The organism is Salinisphaera sp. (assembly GCF_035690525.1).
In the GTDB taxonomy this organism is placed as follows: domain Bacteria; phylum Pseudomonadota; class Gammaproteobacteria; order Nevskiales; family Salinisphaeraceae; genus Salinisphaera.
Map to the genome: position 1 here is coordinate 1 of NZ_DASSKM010000124.1, position 26,481 is coordinate 26,481.

At 62.4% G+C, this 26,481-nt stretch carries 24 protein-coding genes and 1 pseudogene; 13 read left to right on the forward strand and 12 right to left on the reverse strand.

Annotated features, from left to right (window positions below):
* The 7 genes from VFJ08_RS09320 to VFJ08_RS09350 form a co-directional block, all read right to left on the reverse strand.
* Window positions 1-652: FAD-dependent monooxygenase (locus tag VFJ08_RS09320; RefSeq protein WP_324996926.1), on the reverse strand; the 652-nt coding region annotated here is incomplete at its 3' end.
* On the reverse strand, window positions 649-1,881 hold the full coding sequence (gene ubiH / locus VFJ08_RS09325) for a 2-octaprenyl-6-methoxyphenyl hydroxylase (RefSeq protein ID WP_324996927.1): 1,233 nt from the start codon (window positions 1,879-1,881) through the stop codon (window positions 649-651). The genes VFJ08_RS09320 and ubiH, both read right to left, overlap by 4 nt.
* Before the next feature lie 14 nt (window positions 1,882-1,895).
* The gene (locus VFJ08_RS09330) at window positions 1,896-3,236 is read right to left on the reverse strand and encodes an aminopeptidase P N-terminal domain-containing protein (protein WP_324996928.1); all 1,341 of its coding nucleotides are present in this window, start codon (window positions 3,234-3,236) and stop codon (window positions 1,896-1,898) included.
* On the reverse strand, window positions 3,233-3,778 hold the full coding sequence (locus tag VFJ08_RS09335) for a UPF0149 family protein (RefSeq protein ID WP_324996929.1): 546 nt from the start codon (window positions 3,776-3,778) through the stop codon (window positions 3,233-3,235). The genes VFJ08_RS09330 and VFJ08_RS09335 overlap by 4 nt, the downstream gene beginning before the upstream one ends.
* A gap of 26 nt (window positions 3,779-3,804) precedes the next feature.
* Window positions 3,805-4,314 (reverse strand): JDVT-CTERM system glutamic-type intramembrane protease MrtJ, encoded by a 510-nt coding sequence (gene mrtJ / locus VFJ08_RS09340; RefSeq protein ID WP_324996930.1) that lies wholly within the window; start codon window positions 4,312-4,314, stop codon window positions 3,805-3,807.
* Window positions 4,287-5,549, reverse strand: coding sequence for a JDVT-CTERM domain-containing protein (locus VFJ08_RS09345; RefSeq protein WP_324996931.1), 1,263 nt, complete (start codon window positions 5,547-5,549; stop codon window positions 4,287-4,289). The genes mrtJ and VFJ08_RS09345 overlap by 28 nt, the downstream gene beginning before the upstream one ends.
* 42 nt (window positions 5,550-5,591) lie before the next feature.
* Window positions 5,592-5,984 (reverse strand): hypothetical protein, encoded by a 393-nt coding sequence (locus tag VFJ08_RS09350; RefSeq protein WP_324996932.1) that lies wholly within the window; start codon window positions 5,982-5,984, stop codon window positions 5,592-5,594.
* 101 nt (window positions 5,985-6,085) lie between these two features.
* Here VFJ08_RS09350 and argE point away from each other — a divergent pair, with 101 nt between their 5' ends.
* The 13 genes from argE (at window position 6,086) to VFJ08_RS09415 (ending at window position 21,895) form a co-directional block, all read left to right on the forward strand.
* Window positions 6,086-7,249: an acetylornithine deacetylase gene (gene argE / locus VFJ08_RS09355; protein WP_324996933.1), complete on the forward strand. Its 1,164-nt coding sequence runs from the start codon at window positions 6,086-6,088 to the stop codon at window positions 7,247-7,249.
* A 53-nt stretch (window positions 7,250-7,302) separates the two neighbouring features.
* Entirely contained in the window at window positions 7,303-8,655 is a 1,353-nt protein-coding gene (gene argA / locus VFJ08_RS09360; RefSeq protein WP_324996934.1) for an amino-acid N-acetyltransferase, read from the forward strand.
* A gap of 8 nt (window positions 8,656-8,663) precedes the next feature.
* Complete coding sequence (locus tag VFJ08_RS09365; RefSeq protein ID WP_324996935.1) at window positions 8,664-9,410, forward strand: 16S rRNA (uracil(1498)-N(3))-methyltransferase; 747 nt, start codon at window positions 8,664-8,666, stop codon at window positions 9,408-9,410.
* A gap of 306 nt (window positions 9,411-9,716) precedes the next feature.
* Window positions 9,717-10,694: a glutathione synthase gene (gene gshB, locus VFJ08_RS09370; protein WP_324996936.1), complete on the forward strand. Its 978-nt coding sequence runs from the start codon at window positions 9,717-9,719 to the stop codon at window positions 10,692-10,694.
* 139 nt (window positions 10,695-10,833) lie between these two features.
* Entirely contained in the window at window positions 10,834-13,290 is a 2,457-nt protein-coding gene (locus tag VFJ08_RS09375; RefSeq protein ID WP_324996937.1) for a membrane-bound PQQ-dependent dehydrogenase, glucose/quinate/shikimate family, read from the forward strand.
* Between the two features lie 303 nt (window positions 13,291-13,593).
* Entirely contained in the window at window positions 13,594-14,148 is a 555-nt protein-coding gene (locus tag VFJ08_RS09380; protein ID WP_324996938.1) for a YqgE/AlgH family protein, read from the forward strand.
* Entirely contained in the window at window positions 14,141-14,584 is a 444-nt protein-coding gene (gene ruvX, locus VFJ08_RS09385) for a Holliday junction resolvase RuvX (protein ID WP_324996939.1), read from the forward strand. The genes VFJ08_RS09380 and ruvX overlap by 8 nt, the downstream gene beginning before the upstream one ends.
* Window positions 14,585-14,609: 25 nt before the next feature.
* Window positions 14,610-15,110, forward strand: coding sequence for a bifunctional pyr operon transcriptional regulator/uracil phosphoribosyltransferase PyrR (gene pyrR, locus VFJ08_RS09390; protein ID WP_324996940.1), 501 nt, complete (start codon window positions 14,610-14,612; stop codon window positions 15,108-15,110).
* A 106-nt stretch (window positions 15,111-15,216) separates the two neighbouring features.
* Complete coding sequence (locus VFJ08_RS09395) at window positions 15,217-16,197, forward strand: aspartate carbamoyltransferase catalytic subunit (protein ID WP_324996941.1); 981 nt, start codon at window positions 15,217-15,219, stop codon at window positions 16,195-16,197.
* A gap of 39 nt (window positions 16,198-16,236) precedes the next feature.
* Window positions 16,237-17,439, forward strand: coding sequence for a glycosyltransferase family 4 protein (locus tag VFJ08_RS09400; protein WP_324996942.1), 1,203 nt, complete (start codon window positions 16,237-16,239; stop codon window positions 17,437-17,439).
* 124 nt (window positions 17,440-17,563) lie between these two features.
* Window positions 17,564-18,787: a glycosyltransferase family 2 protein gene (locus tag VFJ08_RS09405; protein ID WP_324996943.1), complete on the forward strand. Its 1,224-nt coding sequence runs from the start codon at window positions 17,564-17,566 to the stop codon at window positions 18,785-18,787.
* 203 nt (window positions 18,788-18,990) lie between these two features.
* Window positions 18,991-20,496: a lipopolysaccharide biosynthesis protein gene (locus VFJ08_RS09410; RefSeq protein WP_324996944.1), complete on the forward strand. Its 1,506-nt coding sequence runs from the start codon at window positions 18,991-18,993 to the stop codon at window positions 20,494-20,496.
* Between the two features lie 91 nt (window positions 20,497-20,587).
* Window positions 20,588-21,895: a methyltransferase domain-containing protein gene (locus VFJ08_RS09415; protein ID WP_324996945.1), complete on the forward strand. Its 1,308-nt coding sequence runs from the start codon at window positions 20,588-20,590 to the stop codon at window positions 21,893-21,895.
* Between the two features lies 1 nt (window position 21,896).
* Here the strand turns inward: VFJ08_RS09415 and VFJ08_RS09420 are convergent, their stop codons facing one another.
* The 5 genes and pseudogenes from VFJ08_RS09420 to VFJ08_RS09440 form a co-directional block, all read right to left on the reverse strand.
* The gene (locus VFJ08_RS09420; RefSeq protein ID WP_324996946.1) at window positions 21,897-22,826 is read right to left on the reverse strand and encodes a glycosyltransferase family 2 protein; all 930 of its coding nucleotides are present in this window, start codon (window positions 22,824-22,826) and stop codon (window positions 21,897-21,899) included.
* A 207-nt stretch (window positions 22,827-23,033) separates the two neighbouring features.
* On the reverse strand, window positions 23,034-23,948 hold the full coding sequence (locus VFJ08_RS09425; RefSeq protein WP_324996947.1) for a sulfotransferase: 915 nt from the start codon (window positions 23,946-23,948) through the stop codon (window positions 23,034-23,036).
* 49 nt (window positions 23,949-23,997) lie between these two features.
* The gene (locus VFJ08_RS09430) at window positions 23,998-24,762 is read right to left on the reverse strand and encodes a sulfotransferase family 2 domain-containing protein (RefSeq protein WP_324996948.1); all 765 of its coding nucleotides are present in this window, start codon (window positions 24,760-24,762) and stop codon (window positions 23,998-24,000) included.
* A 242-nt stretch (window positions 24,763-25,004) separates the two neighbouring features.
* Window positions 25,005-26,045, reverse strand: coding sequence for a succinylglutamate desuccinylase/aspartoacylase family protein (locus tag VFJ08_RS09435; protein ID WP_414707047.1), 1,041 nt, complete (start codon window positions 26,043-26,045; stop codon window positions 25,005-25,007).
* 151 nt (window positions 26,046-26,196) lie between these two features.
* A pseudogene (locus VFJ08_RS09440) lies at window positions 26,197-26,481 on the reverse strand (30S ribosomal protein S6--L-glutamate ligase); the annotation flags it as partial.

A 26,481-nucleotide genomic window follows, 5' to 3' on the forward strand; every position in this document is an offset into this window, starting at 1 on the left:
CCAGCGGCAGGAAAGCGACCGGGCCGGTCTCGGTAAAACGCTGCCAGGCGATATGCCGATGATGGCGCTCGGGCGTCACCGTGCCCACGGTGCAGCGCTGGCCATAACCCCAGCCGGTGGTGGCGATACCGGCCGCTTCGCGTACCGGTGAATTGGCGCCCTCGGCGCCGACCACCAGCGCGGCGGTGATCTGCTGTTCGTCGTCCAGCGTCAGCCGGGCGGCGTGTTCGTCTATCCTCAGATCGGCCAGCGTCGCCGGACAATACACAGCCACGCGCTCGAACGCCTGCCAGGCGGCGTCCACCACCAGCGCGTTCTCGACGATATGCCCGAGCTCGGGCAAGCCGACGGCGGTATGTTCGAGAAACAATTCGGCGTCGTGGCCCGCTTCCCAGATTTTCATGCCGGTAAAGGCGCAGATGCGCTGCTGCGGCACGCGCGCCCACAGGCCGAGGTTGTCGAGCAGGCGACGCGGGCCCGGCGCGATCGCGGACTGACGCAGATCGTAGCCGGCCGCCGGATCGAGTGGCGCCGGCTGTTTCGCCTCGATCAGCGCAACCTGAAAATCCGCCTCGGACAGGGCGACGGCCAGCACCGCGCCGACCATGCCGCCGCCAACGATGGCGACATCGTAACGGGCCCGCGCGCTCATCGATGAACCTGCCGCCGGTGCGCGGCGTCGATTAGCGCCAGCCCCATGCTGCGCCGCGCCATGCCGGCCCGCACGCCCGGCGCCAGCGACAGGCCGAACAGCCCCGCGCCGCGCGCATGACCGAGGCCGGGCACCCGATTGGAGAACAACCGCACAATGCGATCGGTGAAATTCGCCACGCGATGCTGATCCGGGCGCCGGCTCTCGGCCCAGGCGGCCAGGCGATCGGCATCGCCCGGATCGAAGGCGTTGCCGGCGAGCTGTTGATGCTCGCGCAGGCTCGCGGCCAGGCCCAGGGCGTCGCGGATCGCGAGATTGAAGCCTTGCGCCGCGGCCGGGTGCAGCGCGTGCCCCGCGTTACCGATCAGGGCCGCGCGATGCGACCAGGCGCGATCACAGAGCACGCGCGCCAGCGGGTAGGCGCCGCGCGGCCCGGCCAGTTCCAGCCGACCGAGGCGGGCGCCGAAGCAGGCTTGCAGTTCGGCGGTGAAATCGTCGTCGGCCAGCGCCAGAAGCCGCCGGGCTTCGGCGGTAGGTACGGTCCAGACCACGGCGGCGGTGTCGTGGATGAACGGCAACAAAGCCAGCGGGCCGTCCGGAGTAAAACGCTCATAGGCGCAGCCGGCCAGCGGCCGCTCGGTGCGTGCCTTGGTAATGATGGCCGATTGGTCGTAGTCGTCGACCGCAGCGCCGATGCCGAGCGCGGCGCGTACTTGCGAACGCGCGCCGTCGGCGCCGATCACCAGGCGCGTGGTCAGCGTGCGCTTGCTCTCGCCTTCGGCCAGCGTGAGTTCGATCGCGTCCTCGCCCCGATAGGCCAGCGACTCGAAGGCCGCCGGCGCGATCGTGTCCACGTGCTCCAACGCGGCCAACCGCTCACGCAGCACCTCGATCATGACCAGATTGGGCACGACATAGCCAAGCGCCGGCAGATCGTATTCCGATGCCTCGACCGTCACCCGGCCGAAATGCCCGGCCTGGGACACGTGCAGCCGCTCGATGGCGGCGGCGTCCTCGGCCATCGCCGACCATAGCCCCAGTTCGTCGAACATGGCGCGCGTGCCCCATGCGAGAGCCGTGGTCCGCGCCTTCATGTTCTCGTCGGCCGGTGCGTCGAAGGCCACGGCCTCGATCAGCGCGATAGAGAGCCCGGTATCCGACAACGCGCAGGCCAGACTGGCGCCGGCCAGTCCCCCGCCGACCACGGCGATGTCGTAATTCTTGCTCACGCGGTAATCCGTGCTCACGCGCCCTCGCGCATCAATGCTTCGAGCGCTTCCGGGGCCTTGGGTACAGCCGCGGTCATGACTTCGGGTTCGTCGTGGGTGATCACCACATCGTCCTCGATCCGCACACCGATGCCCCAGTAGCGCTCGTCCACACCCTCGGTGCCCAGCGGAATATACAGCCCGGGCTCGATCGTGAGCACCATACCGGGTTCGAGATCGCGCCAATCGCCGTGCGTCTTGTAGCGCCCGACATCGTGCACGTCCATGCCCAGCCAGTGGCTGGTGCCGTGCATGAAAAATGTCTTGTAGCTTTCGTCCTCGAGCACCGATTCGCGATCGCCGGCCACCAAGCCCAGCTCGAGCAGACCGTCGACCAGCACGTCGAGGGCCGTTCGATGCGGCGCGTTGGCCTTCGCGCCGGCCCGGCAGGCGGCGATGGCGGCTTCGTTGGCGGCCAACACGATGTCGTAGATTTCGCGCTGGGCGGCGGTGAAGCGGCCGTTGGCCGGGAAGGTCCGGGTGATGTCGCCGGCGTAGCCGCGGTATTCCGCACCCGAATCGATCAGCACCAGATCGCCCTCGGCGAGTGCCGCCGCGTTCTCCACGTAATGCAGCACACAAGCGTTGGCCCCGGCCCCGACGATGGTCGGATAGGCCCATTGCATGCCGTCGAGGCCGTAGACGTAGTGCAGCGTGGCCGCGAGCTGGTATTCGTAAACGCCCGGGGCGGCGGCGCGCATGGCCGCACAATGTCCGGCCGCCGACGTGGCCGCGGCTTGACGCATCAGCGCCAGCTCGCTTTCGGACTTGCGCAGGCGCATTTCGTGCACGACGCTGTTAATCGAGACGATGTGTTCCGGAGGCGCTACGTGCCGGGCCCGCGCGCGCAGATCGTTCAGGCGCGCAAGCAGGCGCTGTTCGAATGCCGCGTGGATGCCCTGGGTCATGTACAGCCGCTCGCGACCGGTCAGCATCTCGCCAATGCGGGTATCGAACTCGTCGATCGGGAATGCCTGATCGGCGCCGAAGTGCGTCATCGCGCCCTCGGTGCCGGCCCGGTAGCCGGTCCAGGTCTCGGCCGCAGGATCGCGCTCGCGACAGAACAGCACGTATTCGCCCCGTTCGCGCCCCGGCGCCAGCACCGCGATCGCCGACGGCTCGGGAAAGCCGGTCAGATAGCGAAAGTCGCTGTTCGGCCGATAAGGATAATCGACGTCGTTATTGCGGTTGCGCTCGGGCGTCGCCGCGACCACCGCGATGCCGGCCTCGCCGATCTCGCGTGCCAGCGCGGCGCGGCGCGCGGCATGCTCGGACGGGTCGTCGGCATGATTCAAATGGGACTGGCCGGGGATCAATGCAGCGTCTCCCGCGTTTGCGGGCCTTCGCGCCTGGGCCGCAGTTCGAGAAAGACCATCTGCGCGCCGACGCGGACATATTCCACCAGCTCGGCATAGTCCGCCTCGGCGGACTCGGCATCCGTTTCGTCGGCGGCGAGTTCTGCCTTGGACAACTCGGTGAGGTCGGAGACGATCTCGCGCACCTCGGCGGACAATTGATCCGGCGCGAAGCTGCCACGGTAGCTCAGGCCGAACAGAAAGCCCGCGCACCAGCGCGCCAGCGCGTTCACGCGCGTATCCAGCGGCGTTTCGTCGTCGGGCAGTAGCGGCGTAAAACTGAGATCCGGATCGAACAGGCCCTCGAGGGTGATCTCGCGCAGCGCATCCAGCGCCGTGGTCAGATTCTCGGCCTCGACATCCTCGACCGCCGCGGCCGGCGGCTGATCGTTGTCGATACACAACATGCCGGTCAGCGTGCCGTGCGTCTCGCCGGGGGTCTGCACCGAGCCGGCCTGTTTAAGCCCGTGCTTTAGGGCCATGAAGATATCGGACTGACTCATCTCGGACCTTTCGCGTCGAAGCGTTCTCATGATAGCAAAGCCGGTGCCCCGCTTGCGCCGAGCAGACCCAGGAAGCAGGCGTTGTAGAGCGCGTGCAGCGCAACCGGCGCAATCAGGCGCCGACGGCGCTCGTAGGCGATGCCGAACACCAGCGACGGCACGAGCATGAGCGCCGCCCAGACCGGCGCATGGGTCAGCAGATGCGCGCCCGCGAACGCCAGACTGGCGCCGAGATTGGCGCGGCTGACAAAGCGCGCTCGGCGTCGGCCGCGCCGCAGCGCCCATTCTTGCAGACCGCCACGAAACACGATCTCCTCGACGCCGGGCGCGACCACGACGAACCAGAACACCGCCGCCGGACCCGGCCAGTGCACACGCCAGATCAGCGGCGTCGCCCACGCAAGCAATAGCAGCGCCGGCACGATCCCGGCCAGCGCCAAGCCCCAGAACAGGCCCCAGAAAATGACCGCGCGACGCGCCATGGATAACGGCGCGCCGCCCGCGGCGATCACGCCGTCACGCGTCGCCGCCGCCATACCAGCACCCCGCAGGCGACGATCAACATCAGCGCCCACAGCGGATCGAAGGCGGCATTCGGATTGACCGTGCAGCCGCCACCGCCGCCGCCACTGTCGTCGTCATTATCGCCCTCATCGCCGGACGGGTCGGAATTTTCGCTTTCGGCCGCCGCGGCGCCGGCGATGGTGACATCCGCCCGGCCGGCAATGGCCGTGCTGTTCACGTCCGGGCAGCGCGTGCCGTTGGCCAACTGCCAACCCATATTTTCCAGCAGGCACGAGGCCATCCCGAGGCCGTGCAGCACGTCGACACCGGGGTTCTCCCGCGGCTCCATGATCTGGTCCGGCGACAACGCGATCGCCCAGTGCGAAATCGAACTGCCCGGCTGGATCGTCGCCGGCGCATACAACTCGACCCGGCCCTGATTGAGCCCGTAGGTCAGATAACCGGCGGCGGCATTGGAAGTCGTCGGGTCGGCCCAGACCACACTCGGGCCGTTGCCGATCGAGGTGGCGCGTTGAGCCGCCGTCAGGTCGGTCCATAGCGGCTGGCCCGGCAAGGACAGGTCCCGGATAAAGCGGCTGTAGATATCCGGGAAACGCGGGCTTTGGCTCGTGCCATAGCGCGGGAACTGGCCGATCTTGGCATCACGGGTGTTCGTAAGCGCCACGAGCGACTGAAAGCCCAGCCCGTGGATAAGTTCGTGCACCGCGGTGGCGACGAAGTCGATCTCGTGATCGCCCGGCTTGCCGTCCAGGCCGTAGTACCAGCGATAGCCCTGCAAGCAGTCGGCGTCGCCGGTATCGAGCGCCGGATTGAAGCTCAGCGCGATGTCCTTGGTATCCGCCAGCCGTCGTTCGGCCAGCGCGTTGGCCAGCGCCAGCGGATAGCCGGTATCGGCGCGCGGCGCGCCCGGAAAATTGACTGCATACTGGGTCGCCCCGCCCTGGCCCAGCGTGGCCGAATTGGTGCTGCATTCCAGCGCGACGCCGCCGGCTTTGCCGGCGAAACTGACCGCCACGCGAATCGGCACGGTGCTGGCCACGCGACTGCCCACGATCGAGGCCGCATAGCGCACCGCGCGCAGGCGTTGGCCGCCCAGCGTGGTGGCCTCGTTACCCGGCGCCGGCGCCACCACCTCGCCGCTGTCGAAGCCGCTGTTCGTGCCGGCGTCCTGATCATAGATTATGACCGGCGCGGCGTGCACGCCAAGGCTCAGCAATACGCCGAGCAGCGTAGCGACTAATTTCATCCCCGACTCCCCTATGTGCGCGCTGTCATGCCCGATAAAGCGTCAATCGGCCATCTGGCCGCAGAGCGCGTTCGGGCTGTCGTTGTCCTTCGCATCGCCGTCGCCGGCCGAGCCCATGCGCAAACTGCCGTCGGCGCAGCGCACGACGCGCTCTTTGGGGGTCTGGCTCGGATCCACCGACAGCATCTGCGTGCCATCCTTGGTTTTCCACGGCTTGTAACCGCTGCCCCGGTCGCTGGACGGCGTATCCGGGTCGGTCGTCGCCTTTTGTCTGGGCGGCGCGCTCGGCGCCTGCCCGACCGGGTTTTGAATCACCTCGCCGGTCTGCGGATCGAGGTAGATCGTCTGCCCGGGACCGGCGGCCGCCGCACAACCGCTGACCACGGTCATGGCCGCGATCAGCGCGCCGAGACCGCATATGGATTTTATCGACATGACGGATCCTGTTTCGTCTGGTTGCGCGCAAGCCGCCGCGCACGGTCATTTGTTCAACACGTTATGATCGCATGTCATAACCCGCCCCCGCGACTGCCGCCATGCCCAAACTGAACTGGCGCGACACCCTGACCGAACTGATCGCCGAACCGACCGTCAGCAGCGACGATCCGGCGCTCGATCACGGCAACCGGCGCGCGGTCGAGGCCCTGGCCGAACGGCTGGACGGGATCGGTTTCGCGTGCGACATCCAGCCCATCGGCGAGCGCGAGGATAAGGTCAATCTGATCGCGCATATCGGCCCGGACGAGTGCGACGCCGGTTCCGGGCTGGTATTCGCCGGGCATATCGATACCGTGCCCTACGACCATAACGGCTGGGATTCCGATCCCTTCAGTCTGACCGAGCGCGACGACCGGCTCTATGGCCTCGGCACCACCGACATGAAAGGGTTTGTCGCCCTGGCGGCCGGCGTCGCCGCCGAATACGCCGACCGGCCGCTACAAGCGCCGCTATCGCTGGTGGTGACCGGCGACGAGGAATGCGGCATGGACGGCGCCCGCGCGCTGGCCGCTTCCGGCGTCGCGCCGGGCCGCTACTGCGTGATCGGCGAGCCGACCTCGATGGTGCCGATCCGTCGGCACAAGGGCATTTTCATGGAAACCATCGAAACGCGGGGCGCGACCGGCCATTCGAGCAATCCGGCGCACGGCGCCAACGCGATCGAGGCCATGTACCGGGCGACCGGCGCCGTGCGCGAGCTGCGCGACGAACTGGCCGGTCGCGAGCCGGTCGCGGGCTTTTCCGTGCCGCACCCCACCCTAAATCTGGGCGCGATCCGCGGCGGCGACGCCGCCAACCGGATACCGGCGCGCTGCCGACTCGATATCGATCTGCGTTTCCTGCCCGGCGACTCGATCGACGGTTTGCGCAACGAGCTGCGCCGGCGCATCCGCGCCGCGCTCGCCGAAAGCGACTGCGAGGTGCGTTTTTCCGCCCTGTTCGCCGGCACGCCGGCACTCGAGACGCCGGCCGACTCGCCGATCGTGACGGCTTGCGAGACATTGACCGGGCACGAAGCCGCGGCGGTGGATTTCGGCACCGAGGGCGCGTTCTACAACGATCTCGGCATGGACACGGTGATTCTTGGGCCGGGCGATATCGCGCTGGCGCATCAACCGAACGAATATCTGGCGCTGGACCGCATCGCGCCGATGCAGTCGATCCTGCGTGATTTGGTACAACGGTTCTGCCGCCCGGGTTGAGGCCGCCGGGTCGGCCGCTCGCCCGACGACCATGTTTTTGATCTAATGCCGCGATGCAAGGCCGCGACGACAACCCATTAGCGATCGACCAGAGCGCTCTGGTGGCGGCTCTGCGCGCATCCGCGCCCTATGTGCACGCGCATCGCGGGCGCACGTTCGTGATTCATCTGCCGGGCGAGGCCGCCGCTTCGCCGCGTTTCGTCGATCTGATTTACGACATCGCGCTGCTCGCCAGCCTCGGCGTACGGCTGGTGATCGTGTTCGGCGCCCGGCCGCAGATCGACGCCGCGCTGGCCACGGCCGGCCTGACGCCCTGTTTCTCGCACGGGGTCCGGGTAACCGACGCCGCCGCACTCGCCTGTGTGCGCCAGGCCGTCGGCAGCCTGCAGATGGCCTTTGAGGCGCATCTGTCGACTAGCCTGGCGAGCACGCCGATGGGCGGCGCCCGCATCGCGACCGTGTCCGGCAATCTGGTCACGGCGCGCCCGCTGGGCGTGGTCCACGGCGTGGATCACGGCCATACCGGCGAGGTCCGGCGCATCGACACCGCCAGCATCGACGCCCATCTGGCGCGCGGGCATATCGTGCTGCTGCCCTGCATCGGCTATTCGCCGTCCGGCGAGATTTTCAATCTGGTAGCCGAGGACGTGGCCGGCGCGACCGCCACCGCGCTGGCCGCCGACAAGTTCGTGCTCATGCATCCGGGCACGGCGATGCACGCGCGTTTCGCCGAATCCTCGCCGGGGCTCACGCTCGAAGCCGCGCGCGCGTTGCTGGACGCCGACAACGCCGGCTTGTCGGGCCCCGACCGGGCCCGGCTCGACGCCGCGATCCGGGCGTGCTCGACCGGCGTGGAGCGCAGCCATCTGGTCAGCTTCGAAACCGACGGCGCATTGCTGCGCGAACTGTATTCGCGCGACGGCCTGGGCACCATGGTCGCCGCCGATACTTATGATGCCGTGCGCACCGCCACGCCGGAGGATTTGGGCGGCGTGCTCGCGCTGATCGAACCGCTGGCCGAGGCCGGCCTGCTCGTGGCCCGCTCGCGCGAGGCGATCGAGCTGGATATCGAGCACTATGTGGTCATGGCCCGCGACGGCTTGATCACGGCGTGCTCGGCGCTCGTGCCCTATATCGATGAAGGCGTGGGCGAATTGGCCTGTGTCGCGGTTCATCCGGCCTATCGCGGCGGCGACCGGGGCGCGATCCTGCTCGCGGAGGTCGAGAAACGCGCACGCGCGGCCGATCTAACCCACCTGTTCGTGCTCACCACCCGCGCGCCGCACTGGTTCGTCGAGCACGGCTTCGCCGCCTCGACCATCGATACGCTGCCGCTGGCCAAGCGCGCGCTGTACAACTACCAGCGCAATTCGTCGGTGCTGATCAAGCCGCTAAGCGCGGTCTGAACGGCGCGATGGCTCGCGCAAGGCATGTGCCCCGGGTTTTCGTGGCCGAAGACCTCGCCGAAGGCGCCTCGATTGTCCTGCCGGACGACAAGCGACACCATCTGGCAACCGTTCTACGCTTATCGGCCGGCGATACGCTGATTCTGTTCAACGGCGACGGCGCGGAATATGCCGCCACCTTGACCACGGCCGATCGCAAGCGGGCCGAGGCCCGCATCGACAGCTGGAGCATGCCGCTTCGCGAATCGCCGCTGGAGATCACACTGCTCCAGGCCGTCGCCCGCGGCGACCGGATGGACTTCGCATTAGCCAAGGCGGTGGAGCTGGGCGTGACCGCTATCCAGCCGGTGTTCACCGCGCGTGGCCGGGTTCGGCTGGAGGGCGCGCGCCTGGCCAAGAAGCACGATCACTGGCGGCGGGTGGTGGAGTCCGCCGCCGAGCAGAGCGGCCGGCTGATCGTTCCAAGTCTGGCCGAAGCCGTCGATCTGTCGATGCGAATCGACGCGCCCCCCGAAGCCGATCGTCTACTGATGCTGGCGCCCGAGGCGGCCGCCGGGCTGCGAGCACAGACGCCGGCGGCGCGCATCGCGCTGCTCGTCGGCCCCGAATCCGGCCTGGCGAACGACGAGATCGAGCACGCATCGACGGCCGGCTGGCACGCCCTGGCGCTCGGACCTCGGGTCCTGCGCACCGAAACCGCCGGCATGGCCACACTGGCCGCGCTGCAAACCGCCTGGGGGGACCTGGCGGGCTGAGGGCTTCGTTCCTTAAGACATTTAACCGCAGATTCACGCAGATCTACGCAAATGCGAATGGGGAACGTTTGATCAGTTACGGCCTCAACAAACTCGGGAGCGCATTCGGGTTTCGGCAAAGCGAAAGCGAGCCGAACACATCTGCGTAGATCTGCGTGAATCTGCGGTTAAAAACAAGTCGGCAAAGCGAAGCGAGCCGAAGTCAATCGCATCGCCCCGCATCCAGCTGCGGACGACCTCGCCGGCTGCGCTACTATGCGCGGCATAGAACATTGTCGGCGGCCCGACCCGCCAAAGGACTCTGCAATGACGTACTCGCTCGGCGTGGTGATGGACCCGATCGAGGACATCACGCCCTACAAGGACACCACCCTGGCCCTGCTGCTCGAGGCCCAGCGGCGTGGCTGCACCATCCATTATTTCACCATGGGCGATCTGTTCGTCGCCGACGGCGTGGGCTACGGCACCTGCCGCACCATTTCGGTGGCCGACGATAACGACGATTGGTTCGCCTATACCGGCGAATCGGTGACGCGCCGGCTGGCCGATCTGGACGTGATTCTGATGCGCAAGGATCCGCCCTTCGACATGGAATACATCTACGCGACCTATATTCTCGAACTCGCCGAGAACGAGGGCACGCTGGTCGTCAACCGCTGCGACGCCCTGCGCGACGTCAACGAAAAGATGGCGATCAACCGCTTCGCGCACCTGTGCGGGCCGACGCTGGTCGCCCGCCGGGCCGACGCCTTCAAGCGCTTCATCGCCCAGCACAAAGACGTGGTTCTGAAACCGCTGGACGGCATGGGCGGCGCGCGCATCTTCCGCGTCGCGCAAGGCAACGACAACACCAGCGTGATCCTGGAAGTGCTCACCGAGCACGGCACACGCTACGCCATGGCCCAGGCCTATCTGCCGGCGATCAAGGAAGGCGACAAGCGCGTGCTGCTGATCGACGGCGAGCCGGTCGGCTACGCTCTGGCGCGGGTGCCGGCCGAAGGCGAACTCAGAGGCAATCTGGCGGCCGGCGGACGCGGCGTGGGCCGTGAGCTGACCGCCGCGGACCTTGCCATCGCGCGCGAAGTCGGCCCGTACGTCCGCGACAAGGGCCTACTGTTCGTCGGCTTGGACGTGATCGGCGACAAGCTTACCGAGATCAACGTGACCAGCCCGACCTGCGTACGTGAACTGGAAGCCCAGTTCGATATTAATATCTGCGCGCGATTGTTCAAGGCAATCGAAACCCGGATGAGCGCGCGTCAACGCTCGTACAGCCGCGCATAAAAGTTGGTCCCGAGCACGTCATCGGTCGGGTAGTATCCGCGCAAGCTTGGCCGCGCAATACAAGATTTTCCGGATAAGTATAGCGACCATTTTGTGCAAAGCTGCCGCTTGGGGATCAAATCAAGCGGAGCCGCCTGCCATGTCTCGTTCCAGTAAGTTGACTATCGTCGTCGGCGTTATTGTCGCCATTCTGGGGTTGGGACTGGCGGTCGAGGGCGGTTGGTTGACGGCGGTGGGTGGCACGCCCGCCTATATGATCGCCGGTCTTGGCTATCTGGCGGCGGGTATTCTGATCGTGGCCCGGCGCAGCGTTGGCTTCTGGTTGAGTTTGCTCATCTTCGCGGCCGCGATCGTGTGGTCGTTCTGGGAGACCGGCTTTAATCAGATGACGGTATTCACGGCGCTGCCGCGCCTGGATGTGCCGATGGTCATCGCTTTGCTGATGATGATTCCTTGGGTATGGCGCGGTATTGCCGGCGCCGCCCTGCCGGCGCTGGTTTCCGGCGCGGTTTCGCTCGCGCTGCTGGGTGCCGGTATCGGCGTGATGGTGTCCATGCCCTGGGTTAACTACCCGAACGGCAAACAACTGGCGCTGCATCGCCGCGGGCCGCACGTCACCCTGCCTAAAGCCGCGCTCGCCAATCCCGACGACTGGCCGTCTTGGGCCCGCACGCCAGGCCAAAGCCGGTACGCACCGCTCAAGCAGATCAACGTTCAAAACGTCAGCCAGCTAAAAAAAGTCTGGTCCTATCAAAGCGGCGATATGCACCACGCCTACGATGAATCGCCGCACTGGGGCAGCGAAGCAACGCCGATCAAGGTCAATGACACCCTGTATACCTGCACGCCCAACGCTTGGGTCATTGCGCTGGACCCGGCGACCGGCAAGCAGAAATGGAAATTCAAGGACAAGCAGGTCGACGACGACAAAACCAACTTCGTGAACTGTCGCGGCGTGTCTTATTACAAGGCGCCCAAAAATTACACCGGCCCCAACGGCGGCGATTTCTGCAAAACCCGGATTATCGCGCCGACGATGGGGCCGTATGTCGTGGCCCTGGACGCAAACACGGGCAAGCTATGCAAACGCTTCGGGCATAACGGGTTCATTGATTTAAAACAGAATATCGGCCGCATGGCGTCCGGCACGCTGGTTCAGACCTCGGCGCCGCTGGTCATGGACGGCTTGATTTATACCGGCGGCAACGTCTACGACAACTGGTATTGGGGCGAGCCGTCGGGCGTGGTGCGCGCCTGGGACGCGGTGACCGGCAAGGAAGTCTGGCACTGGGATCTGGGCAAGAAGAACCCGACGGCGCCGCTGAAACCCGGCGAACACTACACCAAGGCGACGCCTAACGTCTGGGGCCGGATTACCGGCGATCCGGCCAACGATATGATTTATATCCCCACCGGCAACGCCACCCCCGACTACTACGCCAAGGAGCGCCCCGCCTATTCGATGGAATACTCCGGTTCGGTCGTGGCGCTAAACGCCAGAACCGGCCACGAGAAATGGCATTTCCAGGAAGCGCATACCGATATCTGGGATTTTGATCTACCGGTGGGGCCGACCCTGGTCAACTGGCCGGACGGCCACGGCGGCCATATCCCGGCGCTGGTCTCGACCACCAAACAAGGCGAGATCTTCGTTTTGAACCGAAAGACCGGGAAACCGATCATGCCGGTCAAGGAACTGCCGGCGCCGACCGGCCCCAAAGGCAGCGTGTATGACGGCGACTGGCTGTCCGACACCCAGCCGCATTCCGTTGCCGAGCCGCAGCTTGTGTCTGAAAAACTCAGCGCGAAAGATATGTGGGGCGCTACGCCGTTCGACCAGATGTGGTGCCGCGTTCGCTTCAACGAGTTGTACTACAAGGGTTATGCCACCCCGCCGACGGTGCAGGGCTCGCTCATGTACCCGACCTTCGACGGCGCGACCGACTGGTACGGCGCCTCGTATAGCCCGAACGGCACGATGAATATCGTGAACAACCACCTGCCGTTCGTTGGCACGCTGATCCCGCGCAAGCACGCCCATCACCCGCCGGCAATCAAAAACTGGAACGGCAAATGGCCGCCGCCGCGGGGTTTTGGCGGCGGGCCCTTCAAGCCGATGTATGGCCTGCCGTATGCGATTCATTTGCATCCATTCTTGAGCCCGATCCAGATGCCCTGCAACCAGCCGCCGTGGGCCAAATTGATGCAGGTTGATCTCGCCAGCGGCAAGGTGCTGTGGTCGACGCCGCTCGGCAACAGCCGGCATACCGCGCCGTTTGGCTACAAGCAGTTCATACCGCTGCCGACCAGCGTGCCGGAACTGGGCAGCGGGATCATGACCGCTGGCGGCGTGACCTTCATCGCCGGCACCGCGGACGACATGCTGCGCGCCTACAACACCCAAACCGGCGAAGTGCTCTGGTCGACCTATCTGCCCGCCGGCGGCCAGGCCAATCCGGCAATCTACAAGGCGAACGGGCGTGAATACGTGGTGATCACCGCCGGCGGACATCAGCCGCTCGGGACCATTCGCGGCGACTATACGATCGCTTTTGCATTGCCGAAATCCGCGATCGGCGACAAGAACGGAGGTTGAGCCGGCGATATCTGTGACATACCCAAACATCAAAAGCTTCGGCAGGTAGACAACGCAGGCCGCGTTCTTCGATACACGCTGGTTATAGGCTTCGATAGCGCTGCGATTCCTGGCTAGCATTGGCGATAGATGCGCTCGCTTTATGCGCACACTCCGCGCGGCGCAACGCCGGTTCGCGATAAAGCTCGAACCAACCGGTTTTGTAGCCCAACGCGAATTCGCGATAAAACGCGCCGTTCCGGAAGCTCTCTACCTCGGCATCCCGGTTTGCGGCCTGGCTGCGATAGAACGGATAATCGGACCATGGATACCACAACCTTTCGCAATCAGTTTCTGCTCGCGATGCCCGGCCGCGTCGAAGGTGAATTCGCGAACAGCGTTACCTTCATCGCCGAGCACAACGACGACGGCGCGATGGGGCTGGTGATCAACAAACCGAGCGATCTCGCGGTCGCCGATATGCTTTACCAGCTGGATATCGAGGCGCATGTCGCGCGTGATACGCCGGTTTACTGGGGCGGGCCGGTCGCTACCGAGCGCGGCTTCGTGCTGCATCGCGACGAAGGCGATTGGGAATCGAGCCTGCATATCGACGGCGGCCTGGCGATCACCACCTCGCGGGACGTTCTGGAAGCGATCGGCAACGGCTTCGGGCCCAGCGCCTTTATCATCACCCTGGGTTATGCCGGCTGGGGCCGAGGCCAACTGGAACAAGAAATGCTCGCCAACAGCTGGCTCAATACCCCGGCCGATCGGCGCATTATCTTCGAATCGCCGATCGAGCGGCGTTGGGCCGATGCGGCTGGGCTGTTGGGCGTGTCCGCCTATCAATTGTCCGGCCTGGCGGGCCATGCCTGACGAGGCCGTAGCGCTCGGTTTCGATTACGGCAAACGGCGCGTGGGCATCGCCGTGGGCAACGCCGTCACCGGCAGCGCCCAGCCGTTGACCACGCTCGAACATCGAGACGGCATGCCGGATTGGAACGCGCTCGATACGCTGATCGCCGAGTGGCGGCCGGCCGCACTCGTGGTCGGCCTGCCATTGAATGCCGACGGCGAAACACAGAAGATGACCCACCGGGCACGCAATTTCGCCCAGGAAATCCGGGGGCGTTACCGCCTGACCGTACATACCGTGGATGAGCGTTATACCACCATCGAGGCCGGCGAGAGACTGCGCGCGGCGCGCGCCTCGGGCAGCCGCGGCAAACGCCTGGCCAAGGGCGATATCGACGCGATGGCCGCACAGACCATTCTCGAGAGCTGGTTGACCGGACGATTGCGCCCAGCGTGAAAACCAGCGTGAAAGAGGATCGCAAATGACAGATTCGAGCGAAAGTTTCGATGTCGATGCCGCCCTGGCCGCGCTCACCGCCCAGGTCGAGCCCTTGATCGTCGCGCATCCGGACGCGGTGATCGTCGGCGTCGAAACCGGCGGCGCCTGGATCGGCCGGCGGCTGCATGATCATTTCGATCTCGCCAGCCCGATGTGCAGCATCAACATCAGTTTCTACCGGGATGATTTCTCGATGGTCGGCCTGCACCCGAGCGTCGGGCCCTCGCATATTCCGGCCGATATCGACGGCAGGACCGTGATCCTGGTCGACGACGTACTCTACACGGGCCGCACCGTGCGCGCCGCGCTCAACGAACTGTTCGACTACGGACGCCCGGCGGCGGTCAAGCTCGCCGTTCTGGTCGACCGCGGCGCGCGCGAACTGCCGTTCGCCCCCGACGCGGCCGGGCTCAAGCTCGATTTAGCCAAGGGCCGCCAGATCAAGCTGACCGGACCCGAGCCGCTACGTCTGACCATGCGCTGAGCGTAACCGCGAAGACAGCGCCATCGGTAGAGTATCGTTCCGGCGCGCTCGCCCGCGGTGGGCCCGGCCCGACCTTCCGATCGCCACGACTGCCAGACAAGCACCCATGAACACCCATATCCAGCTCGACGCCCAGGGCCAACTTCGCCATCTTCTGACCACCGAAGGCTTGCCGAAACCCCTGCTCGAGCGGATTCTGGACACGGCGGAGTCGCTGGTTCCCGAGATCGGCGCGCCGCCGAAAAAAGTGCCGCTGCTGCGTGGCAAGACCGTGTTCAACCTATTCTTCGAAAACTCGACGCGCACGCGCACGACATTCGAGTTGGCGGCCAAGCGGCTGTCGGCCGACGTGATCAACATGGACGTCGCGACATCGTCCCGAGCCAAGGGCGAGGACGATCTCGACACGCTCTTTACGTTGCAGGCGATGGGCGCCGATATTTTTGTCATCCGGCATCCGGATAACGGCGCCGCCGCTCGTTTCGCCGCCCATGCCGCGCCGCATGTCGCTGTCATCAACGCCGGCGACGGCAGCCATGCGCATCCGACGCAGGGGCTGTTGGACGTGTTCACCATTCGCCGCCGCCGCCCGGATTTCGAGAACCTCAAGGTCGCGATCGTCGGCGACGTCGCCCATTCCCGCGTGGCGCATTCGACCATCCACGCCCTGCGCACGCTCGGTACCGGCGATATCCGCGTGGTCGGGCCCGAGCGGTTCCTGCCGCCCAATCCGGACGCGCTCGGCGTGACCGCCACCACCGACATCCGGCATGGCCTGGCCGGCGCCGACATCGTCATGGGCCTGCGCATCCAGCGCGAACGCATCGAAGGCGATGCGCTGGCCGATGTCGACGACTACCATCGAAGCTACGGCCTAATGCCGACCAATCTGGCGCACGCCTCGCCGGCGGCCCTTGTCATGCATCCGGGCCCGATCAACCGCGGCGTGGAAATTACCGCCGATATCGCTTATTCCGGTCAATCGCTCATTCTGGAACAGGTGCGCAACGGCATCGGCATCCGAATGGCGGTGATGGCGATGATCGCGGGTGGTTCCTCGAGTGCCGATACATCGGCCAGAGACTGAACCGCTTTCTTTTCGGGCACCTTGACACGGGACCTTCCCATGCAGATCGCTTACGTTGTCGATACTTTTCCCAAACGCTCGGAAACGTTCGTGCGGGACGAAGTGGAATGGATGGCCCGGCGCGGCTGCCTGGACCGTGTCTTTGCATTGAAAAGCGAGCCCGAAGCGCTCGAGGAACTCTCGGATAACGTGCGAAAGCGGATTCGCCTGTTACCCGAAATCGAAGCACCGGAGATGTACAGCCGGCTCAATCGTCTGCGCTGGCTGCGGCGGCAGCCGGGCCTGTTTCGATCACGTCTGATGGCCCGCTCGATGAGTCGCGAATCGTTCGAGCAATTTGTTCTCGGTTCGGCTTTGGCCCGCATGCTGCGCGCGGAACCGCTGCCGGATGCCATGCATGTGCATTTTGCCGGCCTATCCGCTCATCTCGCCCGTTACGCCCGCCATATCACCGGTGTGCCCTATACCTTCTGTGCGCACCATTACGATATTTTTCATTCCGCGCCGCCGAACTTTCCGGTCCTGACGCACGACGCCGCGCGCATGACCACGATTTCCGAATACAACCGGCGGTATCTGATCGAGCATTTCAAACTGCCCGCCGACAAGATCGAGGTCATCCATTGCGGGATCGATACCGAGCGCTTCGACAGCGACACGCGCGCATCGGCGCAAGAGCGCGTGGCCGGCGAGTCGACGCTGAATCTGATTTCGGTCGGCCGACTTACGGCGGTCAAAGCGCAATCCGATCAAATCGAGGCCGCCAGACTCCTAGCCGATGCCGGGCTTGATTTCAAACTGCGCATCATCGGCGACGGCGAACAATCAGCCGCCTTATCCAAGCAAATCGATACGCTCGGTTTGTCTTCGCACGTACAGCTGCTCGGCGCGCAGGCCAGTCGAACTGTCAGACAGGAGCTGCGGCGCGCGGATATATTCGTGATGTCGAGCCTGTCCGAGGGCATTCCGGTAGCGCTGATGGAGGCCATGGCCACGCGTTTGCCCGTGATCACCACGGGCGTGCGCGGTATCCCGGAGCTCGTGATCGACCAAGTCAACGGTGTGCTCGTGCCGGAAAACAACCCCCGCGCGCTGGCCGATGCGATCCACGATCTGGCGGCCGATCCAACTCGACGGCATAGCATGGGTGAGTCGGGGCGACAAACGGTGATCGAGTCATTCAGCGCGGACAAGGAATACCGCAAGCTCGCCCAGGTCTGGGAGAGAAACGTCTCACGATAACCGTGGCAGCCGCCGCGCCATACCGCGTCTCGTCGTCTTCCGAGGCAAGCGAAGGACAAGAAAACTTCTCGCCACCGGTTTTTGCCGATATTCTCGTGCAACCCCATAACCCGAGGAACCGCAGATGTCGCGCAGCGAGCCTGAATCCGGCGCATTGCCGACCGATTCTTCGTTAAAAGTTTCGGCGATCGTGCCGACACATAATCGAGCGCGCTATCTCGCCGAAGCGTTAGACAGCCTGTTGCACCAACAACGGCCGCTCGACGAAATCATCGTCGTCGACGACGCCTCCACCGACAAAACCGCGGAAGTGCTAGCCGACTATAAAGACCGCGCCCGCGTGGTCGAACTGACGACCAATCACGGCAAGGCCGCGGCGCTGAACATGGCGATCCCGATGGCCCGGGGCGATTACCTCTGGCTGTTCGATGACGACGATGTCGCACTGCCGGATGCGCTGTCGCGACACGTCGAGCTTCTCATCGAGCGCGACGATATCGATTTCACCTACAGCAGCACCTACCATACGCACGATCCGGACCATATCTGGAACAGCACGGCCTGGCACGCCAACGAGCTGCCGGACATCGAGCCCGAACGATTCCTGTTGGAAACCATGCGGAGCATGAACACACTCATGCAGGGCATGCTCATCCCACGTCGGGCTCTGCTGGAGATCGGGCTGTTCGACACCGAACTGAGCCGCTGCCAGGACCTGGACATGCTGATCCGCCTCGGTGCCCGTTACCGGGGCGCCAAGCTCGACAAGCCTACCTTTGTCTACCGCGAGCACGACGGCGCCCGTGGCGGCGGTCAATACACGCACACGGTCGAGCAGCGTTTTCGAATTCAGGACAAATATCGCAAACAGGTCTTCCGCAAGGTGCGCAATGCCCTGCCCCTGGAAGATTACCTGACCCACGTGGGCGATGATTCCGTACTGCAAAGCAAGGCGGCGCGCGGGCCCGCCGCGCTGATTCAACGCGGCTGCATTCTACTACGGCAGGGCCTGGTCAAAGACGGACTGGCCGATCTGGAAAGCGCCCTGGGCGACCCGGCGATCGTCGATATCGACGACGCCTGGATCGCGCAAAACCTTACCCTGGCTCTGGATGTCGAACCCTGGATGTTCGACGATCCCAGGGCGGTGGGTGTCGAACTGGCCAATATGCTGGCCCGGCATAATGCGCTGGTATACGCCCGCCCATCGATACGCGGCCTTTATTGGAGTATGCGGCGCGAATTGAACCTGCGCCGCACGAGGCAAGCCGTGCATGCCGGCGTGATTTTGTCCTCTTTCACAGTGCATTGCGTCGGGCAATATGTCAGACGCAGCGTCATATCGTAATCGGATAAATATGGGACCCGAGCCGGCTTGCGTCTCGCGACGGACGTCGGGCGCGTATGATGGCGGCGTTTCAATAGAACAGCAGTGGCAAAACACTGCGTCCGATCGTCGCGTTTCGCGCACACGGGCGGCACACCGGGCGGTAAGAATACCAATCCGACGATTGCGCCGGCCGCTCGACTAAGGTCACGGGGACGACCCTCATGCCGAATCTCAATCCGCTGCGTCTGTTACGGCGTTCCAATGCACAACGCCCGAGCGTACGCGGCGCGCTCGTCTTTTCGACGGCTCAGCAATATACGAACTTTCTGATCACGTTTCCGACGATCATGATTCTCAGCCGTTTGCTGACGCCGGCCGAGGTGGGCGTGTATTCGGTTTCGGTCACTTTCGTGAACATCGTCCACATGCTGCGCGACATGGGGACGAGCGAGTATCTGGTTCAGCTTAAGGAACTCGACGAGGACTCCGCCCGGACCGCGTTCACGATCAATCTGATCATCGCCTGGACGCTGGCCCTGGTGCTGTTATTCATTAGCCCTTATATGGCCGCTTTCTTTAGCGAGGCGGGCGTAGCGGGGGTACTGCAAATACTGTCGTTGACGTTTCTGGTCCTGCCGGTCGGAGCCATCATCAACGCGCTGCTCGTTCGCGACATGCAGTTCGCGCTCCGTTACAAGATCGCCGTGGTCCAGCTGGTCGTTCAGAACGGCCTGACCATTTTTCTCGCCTGGTACGGTTTCAGTTATTACAGCCCGGCATGGGGCGCCGTGGCGGGCGTGACGACGGGGGCTATCGGCTGCCTGGTCTGGGGCCGTGAATATCGTATTCGCGGCCTCAGCTTGAAAACATGGCGACCGGTTACCGACTTCGGAATTAAGAAGACCTGCGAAACCGTGAGTAATCAGCTTGGCGCCGCAGCGCCGGATTTCGTGATCGGTCGTATGCTCGGCATGGCCCAGGTTGGCTTGTTCAGTCGTGGCAACGGCCTGCCCCGCATGTTTCGCGAGAATATTGTCGGCGCAATCGGTGCGGTTTCCTATGCCGCCTACGCCCGCCATTATCGGGAAGGCGGCGATCCGTGCGACCTCTACCTGCATAAAATAGCGCTTGTAACGGGTTTAGCCTGGCCGTGTCTCGGCTTTGCCTCGATGTTTGCCTACCCGATCATCATGATTTTTTTTGGCGATCAATGGGTCCCAGCCGTGCCGATTCTACGTTACGCGGCAATTTTCACAGCCATCAGCATCAGCCTGGTACAGAGTCAGGCGCTACTCACGGCGATGGGCCGCGCCGGTATTGCGGCCCTCAGCACCGGCATTCGCCAGTTATTGCTAATTACATGCCTAGTCGCGGCCGCGACTGTGAGCCTGAACACGGTCGCTATCGCTCTTGTACCGACAGCCGTGGTGTCGACGGCTATCATGACCGGCTTTCTCTATTACACCACAACGATGACGCCTGGCCGAATTGTTCGGGCGCTCGGGCCCAGCGCTTTATTGGCCGGTAGCGCTCTGATACCCGCAGCCGCGATACGATGGGTTTATCCGCCCGGTGTGGATTCAATCTGGGGCCCGACGTTCGCGGCCGGCCTGGCATGGCTGGCGGGTTATCTACTTGGATTAAAATATATTAATCATCCACTGTGGCATGAAGTGCAGCCCGTGTTTGCAAAATTACGCCCGCGTAAACGGGTATGGAACGAATAGTATCGGCGCGGTTCACAGCCTTTCCCTATAATGTCCGCGAAGCACTCATTACTATTGTCGCCCGGGCACACGCGGATCACCCTGATTAGATATGAAAGAACTCCCAGGCATGGTTCAAATTAAGTGCAAAGTGGCTTCCGGTAGAGGACATTGTAGTCATCTGTTTGACGCCCATGGCCCGGAATTCGATCGGGCGACCGGCGAAAAGTTGGTTATCGGATCGCTAAACTTAATCAGTAGCCGGCCAATTCGATTAATAGAGGATTGCGCGGTCACTTTAGCGAGTGCTCGCCGGCTTCTATGGCCTGCAAAACTATATGATCTTGATGTCTGGATCTGCAGATGGGGCGATTCACCGCTTCACATCATTGAAATTCTGTCGTCGGTGCATTTGCGCAAGCAATTCAATCTTGAAAACGATGACGAAGTCGTGTTACAGATTGCCGAAGAAAAAATAAATCCACTGTCGCTGAAAAGCAGAATTTCTTTTAATTTTTTCTGGATTGGCCGTAAAAATTGGTACTATAGCTCTGAGTATTATCCGAATGTCGTTAAAAACTACGCGGTAAAGCTCGAAGCAACACAAACTTACCAGGGTAATATGATACAAAATATCGCAAGGTTTGGAAAAAACAGGCTCAAAAGCGTAGCCGCCGCTCTTCCGTCGCCATTAAATCCTTTTCCGGATACGGCGGGCGCCGAGAGTAAAAACAATGAATCTTTTCAGTTCGAAAGACGAACGACTGACTCCTTGTCCGGCGTCGACTTCGAATTCGCCCAACTGGTTAATCTGTTGAATTTCGCCAAAACCAGCGGAACTACTTACTCAGCCAAAGATTACGAAGGCGGATACTATACCTTTGAGTTCAAAGGCCATTCTCTGGAAGGGCAAAGAAACCTGCAAACGCGGTTTAAGGATATTCCGCTTGATTTCGAGAACATGACCGTTCTTGATCTGGGTTGTAACCGTGGCGGCGTGCTTTACGATATCGCAAATAAAATCAAATGGGGCGTCGGTGTCGATTATGATCCAAAACTTATTAACACGGCCAACAAACTCAGAGCGCTGTCTCAAGCTTCCAATTTAGATTTTTATTTTTTCGACCTGGAAAAATACGATCTACATTTATTAAAGGACTTGATGCCCAGCACCAGGGTCGATGTCGTATTCGCGCTCGCGATCTGTATGTGGCTCTCGAACTGGAAAGACGTACTTGATTTTAGCGCGGAAATATCAAATTCCATGATATTTGAAAGTAACGGCTCCGATCAGCAACAGCAAGAACAAGAAACCTATCTTCGCGGCCTGTATCAACACGTCGACCTTATCAGCTCCAGCTCGGTGGACGACCCGAGGCAAAAAAATCGCAAGCTTTTTTTCTGCCGACACGTTGTGTGAGCTATCGAATCATTTTATTAAATAAGGGAAATAACTTCTTCGCGCGCTTTTGCAGCTCCCAACTTACCAAGCGGTATTCTCGGCGTTTTAATTTTTCTCTAAATGACAGTTGGTAGCGATAATCCCGATCGAGCTTTTCCAGCGTTTCGGTTCGAGCGTCCAGGGCAGCTCTGGCTCGCTCATCGTTTTGAAAATAAGCGTGATTCCGAAACGAGGCATTAGCCTCTTTCATACCGCTGTAATCGACCTTCGTACGAGACGTCCCGGAGTGTCGGGTTGTATAACGATATCCATAATTCGACACTACGTAATAGCGAGCCGAATTGATCAAGAGCTGAACCATCAAGAGCGTATCCTCGCCATGCCGACAGCGCTCGGGATATTTCACCCCCGTTCGGCTCAGAAACTCTCTACGAATTACCGGTTTTAACAAGCCCAAGTCAGGCGTATTCAAATTCGGCCGGGCGCGTTCTAGAAATTCGACGACCGATACAAGCATCGGGCTTTCGGGCAAAGCAAAATCGGGCTGGTGTTCGACGTCTTGATCAACCATGCATAGCAGATCCGAGAGGAGATCGACTTCACCTATGGATCTTATGGCATTCGACAAGACTTCGATCCGATCGGGCTCGTACGTATCGTCGGCGTCAAGAATAGCAAGCCAGTTCCCGGTGCTCGCCTCAAACCCTCGATTTCTCGAGGCCGACGGCCCACTGTTTTTGGGCAGACGTAGCGGCCTGACCGATGAATATCGCTCCGCCAGCATCTGGGCTACATCGAAGGTTTTGTCTTTAGAGCCGTCATCGACAATAATTATTTCATGAACGGGTTCGGTCTGATTAACAACCGATAGCACCGCCCGAGACAAAAAGCCCTCGGCCTCGAACGCTGGAATTATCACAGAGACCGTGATTCGGCTGGATGGATTCATTCATACCCCTACGCAATTTTATCAATGCCGGAATCGGGAGCAGGATATCGGCACGTTGATGCGACTGTGTCTTTCGAGAACAATGCTCGACTCGCGCTGTTTATATAGGGTACATAGACAGCGTACCAGCCCGTTTCGTTGCGTCCGTGATGTGGCAGCACGGCCGTGCCGTGCTTGTCGGCTGGTACAGCGCCAGCGATAGCGTGTTTATTCGACCGCCGTCGCGCCGGCCGCTTTAGCCGGCACCAGTCCATCGGGCTGGCTTATGGACACGCGTAACATGGGGCCGCCCAGGGCCTCGTCGCGAGCCGAGATATCCGGCAGCCGATGCTTCGATGAACGCCGCGGTTCTTCTTGAGCCCGGCCGTCCGTGCGTGGCCGGAACTCCAACCCCAAAAAGCGCGCGACGCGTGCGAGAACTTGCGCCGAGTTGTCGAACAGCTCGTTCGAATTGAATTCAAGATACGATTCGCGCGGTAGACCGGCCAACGACGACACAACCGCCTCCGTACTCAATCGCCACTCCAGCAGCCCCATGTCGCGGAAGTTTTCGCACATAGTGGCGAGCCCCCGGGTACACGCTCCGCGCTCGGCATACTCGACGAGCTGTTTCCACTTATAGCCATTCGCTCCAAACCAGTTACCGCGCTCGGCGGCCACGCCGATCAGATCGGCCACCTCGAGTCCGTCTCGATAAACGTGAATGAAACGTGCCCTCGGGAATATCCTTCGGATCAAATCGATCCGAAAACTATTGATCGCCAACTCCTCAACCAGGATTGAGCGGTTCTGTCGAATGACCTGCAGCCTGAGCAGGCGACGCAACCGCCTCGCCCGACGCGGTTCGAAATCGTCCGCGTCCAGAACCATCCGCCCGTGGCGCGCTTCCGCCTTGACGGTCCATATATCCGATTGCGGAAATACCGAAAGCCAGAGATGGCGCGGTTCATTCAAATATAAAATCTCGTCGTAGTGCGACAACAAATTTGCCAATGTGCTTTTACCGGAGCGACCGCAACCCAGAATAAAGACAGGTTGCGCCAGCTCCGGCGTCGGCAGCCGCGCATAAACCGTCTCGATGATCTTCCGACGCCAGCGATAATAAACGGTTCGAACCGTCACAATGGCAAGCTGACGTTACTTTCAACTTCAAGCGGCATTACGCGCGCCGTCATGCGGCGCTACTCGAAGTAGTGACACTGCCGGCATCGAACCGCCTCAGGTAGAAATCGGTCGTATCGCCGCCCCGCGCTTCGTATAACTGGAAATCGCGGGCATATAATGATTCGATAGTTTGCCGGCTATCGGGCGTGAGCGCCTCGATCAACGTTCGCCGCCCCGGCGTCTTGTTGTCGTGGCTGATTGACGACGTGTCGACACCGAGCATAGCGGCCACTTCCTCGCCCAGCCGATCGAACGATAATAGCTTGTTGACCATGCAGTGGCCGTCCCCGGAGAGGATGTACTCGAACTGCGGCCGAAAATGAAAGTACCGCATGATCTGGTTCCGGAAATCTTCGTGTTCGAAATTCGCAACAAAGGTGTTCAGATCGGACCTCTGAACGAAACGACGGCCGATTTCCCGATCGATCGGATTGCGCCCGCCCCTCCTCAGATAATCATAGGACGACAGAAACCGGTCGATCGGATGTCTTATTACACAGAACTTGACCCACTCACAATACCGAAGCGGCGCAAGACTGTGCAGTTCGAACCAAGCACGGTGGCCGACCTTATTCCGGTAGAACAGACGCTCGACCGTAGTGCCGCCGTTTTTCGGAATATGGATAAAGCAGTAGCCGGTTCGAGAATACAGCTCGAACAAGCTGGGGTTGAAGCCCGGCTGCGACAGCGTATTGAGTTCGGCGAACGATGCCGAGCGCAGTCGCAGACGATACAGATGGTTCTTAGCGCGGGCTCTTAACGAGTCGATCATCCAAATTCACTTAAGACATGGGCGTGAACCCGTTCAACCGACGCTCCGGTAGCGTCCTCCCTTACGATCAGCGCTCCGGGGCCGTCGCTTATTGGTCGATGTTACGAAATTGTAACGAGATCGGCGTATAGCGCACGATTCGACCTTTGCGTAAGACAAACGCGATGCCTGAATCGCAACACGGCGGGCTCGGGTTCGGGGTATATCGCCGTTGTTTCGGCGACAGCGTCACTGGAAATGCGCTAGACCAGCGGCGGCTCGCCGGCCATGCCGCGGTCATCGGGGTCGACCGGCTCGTTGGCTTCCTGATAGGCCTCGACCCGATCCGCGACTTCCTGCGCGCCCTTGACCCGGGCGACGTGGTAGATTGCGTCGCCGGCGTGGGCGAGCGGTAGATATGTGCGCCCGATCACGATGCCGGGATGTTCGGACTTCACCGCCACTTCGGTTTCGCCGAAGGCATCGGCGACGTAGGCCAGCACTTGGTCGCGCTTCACGTATTGGCCGAGTTCGACCAGCATGCGCAAAATGCCCGATTCCGGCGCGCGCTCCCAGGACGAATCCTCGGCCACAGTCGGCGCCGGCGGCGTCTTGGCGTTGCGCCGCGTGGGCAGCATGTTCAGATGCCGCATGACGTTGACCACGCCGCGCACGCCGGCGCGGATCGAGAATTCGTCGAAGCGAAGCGCTTCGCCGGCCTCATAAAGCAACAGCGGTACGCCTTTGCGATCGGCGTATTCGCGCAGCGACCCCTCGCGCAGCGCCGCATCGATGAGCAGTGGACAACCGAAGGCGTCGGCCATGGCGCGCACGGTCTCTTGCGACAGGTCGGCGCGTATCTGGGGTAGATTCGAGCGGTGCACGGCGCCGGTATGCAGATCGATGCCGTAGTCCGACTTCAGCACGATCTCCTCGACGAAAACCTTGGCGAGCCGGCCGGCCAACGACCCGCTGTTGCTGCCCGGAAACGAACGGTTGAGGTCGCGCCGGTCCGGCAGGTAACGCGAGTTCCGCAGAAAACCGTGGACGTTGACGATGGGAACGGCGATCAGCGTGCCGCGTAACCGCCGGACTTGGCGCAGCCGCAGCAGACGCCGGATGATTTCCACCCCGTTGAGCTCGTCGCCGTGCACCGCCGCCGACACGAACATCGTCGACCCCGGCTCGCGGCTGCGGATCACGGTCACCGGCATCGTCAGCTTGGTGTGGGTATAAAGATCCGCCACCGGAATATCGAGGGTAACGCGCTCGCCCGGTTCGATCCGGCGACCGGCGATTTCGATTGTCGATGCCGGTTTGGCCGCTTCGCCGTCAGCCCGTGCCTTGTCGTTCTTGTCGTTCCCGCTACCCACTGAAACTCCTTGACGCGCGGCGCGCATGCAATAACGGCAAGCTGCCTGCCCACCATCGATTATTTGCGCGGTGTCAGCCGCATCAGCCCACCCCGCGGGTCCGGGTCTTGCCGCGCTTGGAGTGCGTTTCGATGAAGCCGATAACCTGGCCCGCGATATCCTTGCCGGTTGCCCCCTCGATGCCTTCCAGGCCGGGCGAGGAATTGACTTCCATCACCACCGGCCCATGATTCGAGCGCAGTAGATCGACACCGGCCACGTTCAGGCCCATGATCTTGGCGGCCCGGACGGCGGTGGAACGCTCTTCCGGCGTGATCTTGACCACGCTGGCCGAGCCGCCGCGGTGTAGATTCGAGCGAAATTCGCC